Origin of the sequence: Streptomyces griseorubiginosus (assembly GCF_017614965.1) — a bacterium.
GTDB classification, from domain to species: domain Bacteria; phylum Actinomycetota; class Actinomycetes; order Streptomycetales; family Streptomycetaceae; genus Streptomyces; species Streptomyces griseorubiginosus_B.
In genome coordinates this window covers 1-9,434 of record NZ_WVUG01000330.1, presented here as the reverse complement: position 1 = coordinate 9,434, position 9,434 = coordinate 1, and the positions used below count along the sequence as shown (strand labels likewise).

Below are 9,434 nucleotides of genomic sequence, written 5' to 3'. Positions count from 1 at the left end.
CCCCACTCCAGTTCTCCCCTCCCCACCTCCCCGGGGAGGGGACCCGGAGACCCGCACGGCCTTTCCGGATCCGCCCCTCATCGATTGGCCTGCCCATGACCGACACCGCTCCCACGGCCATACCGCCGACCTCTCAAGTCACCCTCGCAGACGGGCGCGTGGAGATCGCGCCGGGATCCCCGCCGCCCATCGGGCCGTACGCCAACGAGGACCTGCTTCCGGTTCCGGTCGAGAAGCGCACCTGGACCACGTACAACTTCGCCGCGCTGTGGGTCGGCATGGCCCACAACACGGCCTCCTGGACCCTCGCCTCCGGTCTGATCGCCGTCGGCATGGACTGGAAGCAGGCGGTGTTCACCATCGCCCTGGCCAATGTGATCGTGCTGATCCCGATGCTGCTCACCGGGCACGCGGGACCCAAGTACGGCATCCCCTTCCCGGTCTTCGCCCGTGCCTCGTTCGGCGTCCGGGGCGCCAACCTCCCCGCCGTCGTACGGGCGTTGGTGGCGTGCGGCTGGTTCGGCATCCAGACCTGGATCGGCGGCGAGGCGATCTACTTCCTCGCCGGGAAGCTGATCGGCGACAGCTGGGCCAACGCCTCCCACGTGGGCGGATACGCCTGGACGATGTGGCTGTCGTTCGCCCTCTTCTGGGTGATCCAGGTCGCCATCATCTACCGGGGCATGGAGACGATCCGCCGCTTCGAGAACTGGGCGGCGCCGTTCGTGATCGTCGGCGCGCTGGTGATGCTGATCTGGATGAGCAACAAGGCGGGCGGTTTCGGCCCGTTGCTCGACCAGCCGTCCAAGCTGGGCTGGGGCGGAAGCTTCTGGAAGCTGTTCTGGCCGTCCCTGATGGGCATGATCGGCTTCTGGTCCACGCTGTCGCTGAACATCCCGGACTTCACCCGGTACGGCAAGTCGCAGAAGGCGCAGACCTGGGGACAGGCCCTCGGTCTTCCCACGACCATGACGCTGTTCGCGCTGCTGTCCGTGCTGGTCACCTCCGGTTCGCAGGCCGTGTACGGGCAGACGATCTGGGACCCGGTCCAGCTCGCCGCGAAGACCGACAACGTCCTCGGCCTGCTGTACGCGCTCGTGACCGTGCTGGTGGCGACCCTGTCCGTGAACATCGCGGCCAACCTGGTCTCGCCGGCCTTCGACTTCTCCAACATCGCGCCCAGGAAGATCAGTTTCCGTACCGGCGCCCTCGCGACCTGCGTCCTCGGCGTGCTGATCTTCCCGTGGAAGCTGTACTCCGACCCGCAGGGATACATCTTCACCTGGCTCGGCCTGGTCGGCGGACTGCTCGGCACGGTGGCCGGCATCCTCATCGCCGACTACTGGATCCTGCGCCGCGGCAAGCTGGACCTCGTCGACCTGTACCGCTCGGGCGGCCGTTACTGGTACGAGGGCGGCTGGAACTGGCGGGCCGTCGTGGCCTTCGCGGCGGGCGGCGTCCTCGCGATCGGCGGCGCGAGCTTCAAACCGCTGATCGACGGACGGCCCATCCCGGCGCTGCGGTCCCTCGCGGACTACGGCTGGGCGGTCGGCCTCGGCACCTCGATGGTGGTGTACCTGGCGCTGATGCTGCTGCGCGGAAGGGACCGTCTGGAAGGCTGAGCGCGTGAGTGTCCGAGGGGCAGCCGGTCTACCGGCTGCCCTTCAGCGCCGTCACCGCGTCCCGCGCCGCCTTGATGGCACCCTTGTTGATCACGTCCGTGCTGGGCGCCTTCTTGGTCTCGAAGTCACTGCCGTTGTAGGTGGTGACGACCAGCACATTGGACACACGCGAGATGACGACACCCTCGCGCGTCTGCTGCTTGTCCTGGGTGGTGAGGTTCACCACGGAGTAGGCCGAGTCGCCGAGTCCGGGGACGGCGCCTCCGCCGCTCTTCTCCGTCAGCCGTTGCTGGTACTCCTTCTGTGCCGCCGCGTCCGAGTCCATGACCTCGAAGGAGACGTCGAGCCAGCGGTAGTCGTACCCCTTGAGCGCGTTCCAGGAGCAGGTGCGGCGCAGCTTGGCGTCCGTCGACTGGATCTCCTTGCCGGCCGTCTTGGCGCCCGGCACCAGGGACTTGATCGTCGCGACGGAGATGCTGCCGCACGGGGCCGGTGCGGCGGCGTACGACGCGGCCTCGGCCGTCGACGACGGCGCGGTGGGCGACTGCGTGCTGGTCTTCTCTCCTCCCGCCTCGTGCTGGTCGGCCGGTGTCGCGGGGCTCGACGTCAGCGCCCAGCCCGCCGCGGCGAGCACGACGACGGGGGACAGGCGCGCGGTCAGAGCGAGCGGCAGGGGAAGTTCACGCACGGACACACTTCTCTGTGGGGGAGGCGGTGGCGGTGGGGTCCGCACTGCGGACGGGGCGCCAGTCTCACATGAGTCCCTGTGAGACGGAAGTGCGAACTCGGACCGTACCTGTGCGATCACCCTCGGCGCGTGCGGCCGGCTTCGGCCGGTGCGCTCTCGACGCGGCCCACGGCCGTGAAGGCGCCGTACGCGACGAGGCGCACCGGTCAGTGGTCGGTGTGCTCGGGACGGCGCCAGGCGGCCACGTCCTCGTCGGTGATCCGGTACGGCGCGAACGCGGCCGGCAGAGCGAGGCGGGCCCCTGGACGCTCGTGCCGGCTGGGGAAGCCGCGCAGGACCGCCGAGGGGTGGGCGCCGTCCCAGTCCCGCAGGGTCGTGTGGCGGAGGGCCCGGTGGTGCGCGTCGAGCAGGCCCGCGCCCGACCGGGAGGCTGTGCGCAGGGCTGCGTAGGCGGGTCCGACCGGCGTACCCGCCGCCCGGTGCGGGCCGGGACCGGGTTCGTCGAGCAGGGGCAGGGACGTTCCGGGTTCCGGGGGTGCGGCGCACGGTGCGGGCGAGCGCGCGCCCCGCGATGCCGCGGACGGCCCGGAAGCGCCGGACACCGCCCGGCAGCAGCCGCTCGGCGAGCAGCGCGGAGACGGCACGGTTGAGAAGTGGAAGGCGAGCGCCGTGCCGCGGTAGGCGGGGGCGTGCTCCTCCGGAAAGGGATACGGCCGCAGGGCGGCGCCGGAGACACGGCTGGCCGCCCCCTGGTCATCAGCCCGCTCACGGCCAAGACCCACATCAGCCGGGCGATGACCAGGCTCGGCGCCCGTGGCGCGCGGCGGATAACCCGTTGCGGCCGCCGGCGGCCGATCAGCAGGCTGGGGCGATGACCGAGACGGCACGCCCCCACGCCCCGGCCCTCCACGAGGACATCCTCGCCTACTACACCCGCGGCAAGGAGGACGGCCGCCTCAGGGACGGCGGTGCGCCGTCCGGCCGGCTGGAGTTCTGGCGCACGCAGGACGTCCTGCGGCGGATCCTGCCCGCGGCACCCGCGCGTGTGCTGGACGTCGGCGGGGGCAGCGGGGTGCACGCGGAGTGGCTCGTTCGGGACGGCTACGAGGTCGAACTCGTCGATCCCGTGCCGCTGCACGTGGAGCAGGCCTCCCGGCTGCCCGGGGTCACGGCCCGGTCCGGGGACGCACGGTCGCTGCCCGACGAGGACGCCACGTACGACGCGGTGCTGCTGCTCGGCCCGCTCTACCACCTGACCGAACGCGCCGACAGGGTAAGGGCGTTGGCCGAGGCGCGGCGAGTGGTCAGGCCGGGCGGGCCGGTCGTCGCGGCCACCATCAACCGGTACGCGGGACTGCACGACCTGCTCCGGGAGGAGCGCTACTTCGAGCCCGTCCAGCGGGCCCGCACCGACGCGGCGAGCACCGACGGCCGGCACCGTTCCGAAGGAGGTCTGTTCACCGTGGCCTACTTCGCCCAACCAGCCGAGGTGCCCGGCGAGTTCAGTGACGCCGGCCTCGTCCCGGAGGGCCAGTACGGGCTGGAGGGCGTCGCCTGGCTCATGGGCGGGATCGAGGACTGGCTGGACGACCCGGAGCGCCGCGAGGTCGTCCTGGCGGCGACGCGGCGCATCGAGTCGGAGCCGGCCCTGCTGGGCGCCAGCGGTCACCTGCTCACGGTCGGGCGCCGCCGGCCATGAGCAGGTGCCCGTGCGGGGTCAGGCCGCCGTGCCGCCCGCGTAGTCGCCGTTGAACGTCGTCTCGACGGTCGTGGCCACGGACTGCGCCACCCCGGTGCCGGTGAGGATGATGCCCAACTCACGGTTACTGGAGAGGGAGTTGCTGCTGATGTTCATGGAGCCCGCCTCCACCTCCTGGGTGGACAGCCCGTAGTCGGCGACCATGGCCTTGGCGTGGATGTAGAAGCCGTTGGGGTCGGAGTAGCCGACCACGGTGCCGCCGGCCGCCTTGATCTCGGAGACCTCGCTCGCGTAGTCGCCCGGCGTCTCCAGGACGACCCGCACCTTCACGCCCGCCTTCGCCCGCGCGGCGATGGCATCGACCACCGTGCTGTCGCTGAACTCGAGTTCCTCGACGTCGAGCGTCTTCGTCGCCGCGTTGATCACCGACAGCAGCCGGCTGCGCGAGTCGGTCGGCGACCAGAGCAGGTGGTCGCCGTCGGTCGGGGTGATCGACGTCCCGGCGTAGTCCGCGTTGAAGACCTTCTCGATCGCGGCGACGTCCCGCGTGTCGTCGGTGAAGACGCCGTAGTCACGGCCGGTCGCGTAGTACTGGGAGGTCAGGTTGCCGGTCAGGACCAACGACTTGGTGCCGTCCACCGTGATCGTCTTCTGGTGGGTGTAGACGAAGCTCGACGGCGACCACACCACCCCCACACCCGCGTTGGTGAGCGCCGTGTACGCGGAGTTGTTCGCGGTCTTGTGCTGGCGGTCCAGGATCACCCGCACTGTGACGCCCTTGTTCTTGAGCGCTATGAGGTCGTTGACAGCCGTGGTGTCCTCGAGCTCGTACATCGTCATGTCGAGGGACGTGGTGGCCGAGTCGATGAAGTCGTAGATCGTCGGCTCACTGTTGGTGAGCGAGAAGGCGAAGGCTGAGTAGCTCGCGGCGTTCGCGGGGACGGCGGTGGCGATCACGGCGGCGCCGGCCGCCAGGGCCACTCCCGCACGCCCGAAGACCTTCCACAACATGTCTGACTCCTGGTCGAGTTGATGCCCACGTGGGGGGTGGCAGGCGTGAGCATGACACCACGCGCGTAGAACGTGGGGGTGGAGGGCGGCTCATGAAGTGCCCGGGGGATCGCAAAATCTTCGTAGGCGCCTCGGACGGGTAGGGGCAGTCCCGCAGGTGTGATCGCGCCCCGGACCGGCCGGGGTGCGCGAGCAGCGAGGTGAGACATGCGGTTCCGCACCCGGCCGACCCTTCAGGGCACCTTCGGGATGGTGTCCTCCACCCACTGGCTGGCCTCGCAGTCGGCGATGGCCGTACTGGAGGGCGGCGGCAACGCCTGTGACGCCGCCGTCGCGGGCGCGTTCGTGCTGCACGTCGTCGAGCCGCACCTCAACGGCCCCGCGGGCGAGGTCCCCATCCTGCTCGCGCCGGCCGGCGGCGAGGTACGGGTGCTGTGCGGACAGGGCGTGGCCCCGGCCGGGGCGAGTGTCGCGCACTACCGGGGGCTGGGTCTGGACCTCGTACCCGGCACCGGCCCCCTCGCCGCCGCCGTGCCCGGCGCCTTCGACGCCTGGATGCTCCTGCTCCGCGACCACGGCACCAAGCCCCTGGCCGACGTCCTCAAGTACGCCGTCGGGTACGCCGAGCACGGGCACGCGCCCGTGGAGAACGTCGGCTCGACCGTCGAGACGGTACGGAAGCTGTTCGAGACGGAATGGACCTCGTCGGCGGATCTCTATCTGCCCGGCGGAAAGGCCCCCCGCCCCGGTCGGCTGCTGCGCAACCCCGCCCTCGCCGCCACCTGGAAGCGTCTGATCGCCGAGACCACCGGCGCCGGGGACCGGGTCGCACAGATCGAGGCGGCGCGCGAGGTGTGGCGCTCCGGCTTCATCGCCGAGGCGCTGATACGGCAGTCCGGGCGCCCCACCCTCGACACCAGCGGCGAGCGCCACACCGGCACCCTCACGGCCACCGACCTCGCCGGCTGGTCGGCGACCTACGAGGCCCCGGTGACGTACGACTGGAACGGCTGGACCGTGTGCAAGGCCGGCCCCTGGAGCCAAGGACCGGCACTGCTCCAGCAGTTGGCGCTGCTCCCGCCCGAACTGCCCGCGTACGGCTCCGCCGACTACGTCCACCTGCTGGTCGAGGGCTGCAAGCTCGCCATGGCCGACCGTGAGGCCTGGTACGGGGACGCCGCCGAGGTGCCGCTGGAAGACCTCCTGTCGGCCGGCTACAACGCCGCCCGGCGGGCCCTCGTCGGCGACAGGGCCTCCTGCGAACTGCGCCCCGGCAGCCCCGGGGGCCGTACCCCGCGGCTCAGCGCGCACGCGCACACGGTCATCGCCGATGAGCCCGGCTTCAGCCCGATGGGTGCCGGCGAGCCGACCGTCGCCAAACATCCGACGTCACCGGTGCCGGGGGAGCCGGAGACCGGTGCCGACGGCGCCGCCCGCGGCGACACCTGCCACATCGACGTCGTCGACCGCTGGGGCAACATGGTCGCCGCCACCCCGAGCGGCGGCTGGCTCCAGTCCAACCCGGTCGTGCCCGAACTGGGCTTCCCGCTCGGCACCCGGCTCCAGATGACCTGGCTGGAGGACGGTCTGCCCAACTCCCTCACCCCGGGCCGCCGTCCGCGCACCACCCTCACGCCCTCCCTCGCCCTGCGCGACGGTGTCCCGGTGCTGGCCTTCGGCACGCCCGGCGGTGACCAGCAGGACCAGTGGCAGCTGCACTTCTTCCTGGCCCTCGCCCTGCTCCCGCCCGTCCGCGGCGGCCTCGACCTCCAGGGTGCGATCGACGCCCCGAACTGGCACAACGACAGCTTCCCCGGCTCCTTCCACCCGCGCGGCATGCGGCCGGGCAGCGTCACGGTGGAGTCCCGCGCCGGTGGGGACGTCGTGGAGGGGCTACGGCGGCGCGGTCACCGGGTGACCGTCGGCGACCCCTGGTCGGAGGGCCGCCTGTGCGCGGTGGCCCGGGACCCGGAGACGGGCGTGCTGTCGGCGGCCGCCAACCCGCGCGGGATGCAGGGGTACGCGGTCGGCCGATAGGAGCCGCGGCTCGCACGCCCCGAGTTCATCCCGATTCCACCGGGTATCCACCCGGCGGGCGGGCGTTGTCAGTGACGCATGCTCTCATGGAGACATGATCGTAGACACGGAAACCATCGACGAGTTTCTCGCCCGACGCTCGGCCGACGTGGAGGAGGCGGTCCGCGCGGCCGCCGCGGCCGAGATCATGCCCCGCTTCCGCCGCCTGGCCGCCCACGAGATCGACCAGAAGGCAGGACCGCACGACCTGGTCACCGACGCGGACCGCCTCGCCGAGCGGTACCTCACCGAAACCCTGGGCGCCCTGCTGCCCGGCTCCGTAGTGGTCGGCGAGGAGGCGGTGCACGCCAACCCGGCGACGTACGAGGCGATACAGGGCGACGCCCCGGTGTGGATCGTCGACCCGGTCGACGGCACGCGCCAGTTCGTGCGCGGCGAGACCGGGTTCTGCACGCTGGTCGCGCTCGCGCGCCGCGGAGTGGTCCTCGCCTCCTGGACGTACGCGCCGGCCCGCGGCCGGCTCGCCGTCGCCGTCAGGGGCCGGGGCGCCTTCCTCGATGGCGAGCGCCTGCACGCAGGCTCGCCCGCCCCCGGCCGGGACCTCGAGGTGGCCACCTCCCACCCGGACTACACGACGGACGAACAGAAGCACGCCCTGCTCGGCCTGTGGGCCGACGGCGTCGCCCCCCGCGCCTGCGGCTCGGCGGGCCTGGAGTACCTCGCCGTAGCGAGCGGTGAGCTCGACGCGACGGCCTTCTCCTGGGAGGCCGCCTGGGATCACGCGGCGGGCATCCTCCTCGCCGAGGAGGCGGGCGGCGCCCACCTGACACTCGCCGGGGAGCCGTTCCGGATAACCGGCGGCAACACCCTCCCCTTCACCACCGCCCGGGACGAGGCGACGGCCCGCAGGGTGGTGGGACTTCTGCGGCAAGGACCCGCGTGACCGACCTCGGTGACCGGCGGGCACCGGCATCCCCCGCCCGCACCCCCGGGTGTCAGACCCCCGGCATATCCTGACCCCCAGGCCATCGCTTGACGAAGGGGTCCGAAGGTGCCGTCGATGCTCGATGCGTGCGTGGTGGGTGCGGGGCCGAACGGACTGACGGCCGCCGTGGAGCTGGCCCGCCGCGGCTTCTCCGTGGCCGTCTTCGAGTCCCGCGACACCGTCGGCGGCGGCTCCCGCACCGAAGAGCTCACCCTGCCCGGCTTCCTGCACGACCCGTGTTCCGCGGCGCACCCGCTCGGCATCAACTCCCCGGCCTTCCGCGCTCTGCCCCTGGAGCGGTACGGCCTCCAGTGGCTGCACGCCGACCTGGCCATGGCGCACCCCTTCACCGACGGCACCGCCGCCGTGCTGGCCCGCTCGGTCGCCGAGACGGCCGCCTCCTTCGGCCCGCGGGACGCGGGGGCCTACCGCAGACTGGTCGCGCCGTTCCTGCCCCGGTGGGACACCCTGGTCCGCGACTTCATGTCCCTGCCGCTGACCGCGCTGCCCCGCGACCCGGTCACCCTCGCCCGCTTCGGCCTCGTGGGCCTGCCCCCGTCGACCTGGCTGGCGCGCCGCTTCCACGACGACCGGGCCAGGACCCTCTTCGCCGGCCTGGTCGCCCATGTGATGGCCCCGCTCAGCGGCTTCGCCACGAGCGCCATCGGCCTGGTCTTCGCCCTCGCCGCGCACGCGCGCGGATGGCCGGTGGCCCGGGGCGGCTCCCAGTCCATCGCGGACGCGCTCACCGCGTACCTCAAGGACCTGGGCGGCCTGGTGCACACCGACTACGAGGTCAAGCGCCTGGACGACCTGCCGCCCGCGCGCGCGTACGTCTTCGACACCTCGCCCACCGCGCTGGCCCGCATCGCCGGTTTCGGCCGCTACTACGCGGACTACAAGTACGGCCCGGGCGTCTTCAAGGTCGACTACGCGCTCGACGGACCGGTGCCGTGGACCGCGGAGGAGGCCCGCGCCGCCACCACCGTGCAGATCGGCGCCGACAGCGCGGAGATCGGCAGGGCCCTGCGTGCGGCCTCCCGGGAGGGCCGGGCGCCCGACCGGCCGTTCATGATCACGGTGCAGCCGAGCGTCGTCGACCCCACCCGTGCCCCCGAGGGCAAGCAGGTCTTCTGGGCCTACGCCCATGTGCCGAGCGGCTGGACGGGAGACCTCACGGACGTCATGGAACGCCAACTGGAGCGCTTCGCGCCCGGGTTCCGCGACCGCGTCCTCGCCCGCGCGACCGCCGGCCCGCCCGAACTCGCCGCCCGCAACGCCAACTACGTCGGCGGCGACATCGGCTCCGGCGCGGTGACCGGCCTCCAGGTCCTGCTGCGCCCCAAGCTCTCCCTCTCCCCGTACACCACCCCCCACCCGGCGGTCTTCATC

The 9,434-nt window shown here is 72.2% G+C and carries 8 protein-coding genes; 5 read left to right on the top strand and 3 right to left on the bottom strand.

The window, feature by feature from the left end; genetic code table 11:
* Positions 1-95 precede the first annotated feature (95 nt).
* The gene (locus tag GRC12_RS37560) at positions 96-1,622 is read left to right on the top strand and encodes an NCS1 family nucleobase:cation symporter-1 (protein WP_208784693.1); all 1,527 of its coding nucleotides are present in this window, start codon (positions 96-98) and stop codon (positions 1,620-1,622) included.
* 28 nt (positions 1,623-1,650) lie between these two features.
* Here GRC12_RS37560 and GRC12_RS37555 read toward each other — a convergent pair whose 3' ends face one another.
* Both GRC12_RS37555 and GRC12_RS37550 read right to left on the bottom strand, forming a co-directional pair.
* Positions 1,651-2,310: a hypothetical protein gene (locus GRC12_RS37555; RefSeq protein ID WP_208784691.1), complete on the bottom strand. Its 660-nt coding sequence runs from the start codon at positions 2,308-2,310 to the stop codon at positions 1,651-1,653.
* A 206-nt stretch (positions 2,311-2,516) separates the two neighbouring features.
* Positions 2,517-3,092 (bottom strand): hypothetical protein, encoded by a 576-nt coding sequence (locus GRC12_RS37550; RefSeq protein ID WP_439959931.1) that lies wholly within the window; start codon positions 3,090-3,092, stop codon positions 2,517-2,519.
* Between the two features lie 89 nt (positions 3,093-3,181).
* Between GRC12_RS37550 and GRC12_RS37545 the strand changes: the two genes are divergently transcribed.
* Complete coding sequence (locus GRC12_RS37545) at positions 3,182-4,009, top strand: class I SAM-dependent methyltransferase (RefSeq protein ID WP_208784688.1); 828 nt, start codon at positions 3,182-3,184, stop codon at positions 4,007-4,009.
* 18 nt (positions 4,010-4,027) lie between these two features.
* On the opposite strand, the gene GRC12_RS37540 is transcribed toward GRC12_RS37545, so the two are convergent.
* Positions 4,028-5,020, bottom strand: coding sequence for a phospholipase D-like domain-containing protein (locus tag GRC12_RS37540; RefSeq protein ID WP_208784686.1), 993 nt, complete (start codon positions 5,018-5,020; stop codon positions 4,028-4,030).
* Between the two features lie 207 nt (positions 5,021-5,227).
* Here GRC12_RS37540 and GRC12_RS37535 point away from each other — a divergent pair, with 207 nt between their 5' ends.
* From GRC12_RS37535 to GRC12_RS37525, 3 genes are all read left to right on the top strand, one after another.
* On the top strand, positions 5,228-7,057 hold the full coding sequence (locus GRC12_RS37535) for a gamma-glutamyltransferase family protein (protein WP_208784684.1): 1,830 nt from the start codon (positions 5,228-5,230) through the stop codon (positions 7,055-7,057).
* Between the two features lie 94 nt (positions 7,058-7,151).
* Positions 7,152-8,000 carry an inositol monophosphatase family protein gene (locus tag GRC12_RS37530; protein ID WP_208784682.1) on the top strand — a complete coding sequence of 283 codons (849 nt, stop codon included), beginning with the start codon at positions 7,152-7,154 and terminating at the stop codon, positions 7,998-8,000.
* 117 nt (positions 8,001-8,117) lie between these two features.
* On the top strand, positions 8,118-9,434 hold a 1,317-nt coding region (locus GRC12_RS37525; protein WP_208784680.1), incomplete at its 3' end, for a phytoene desaturase family protein.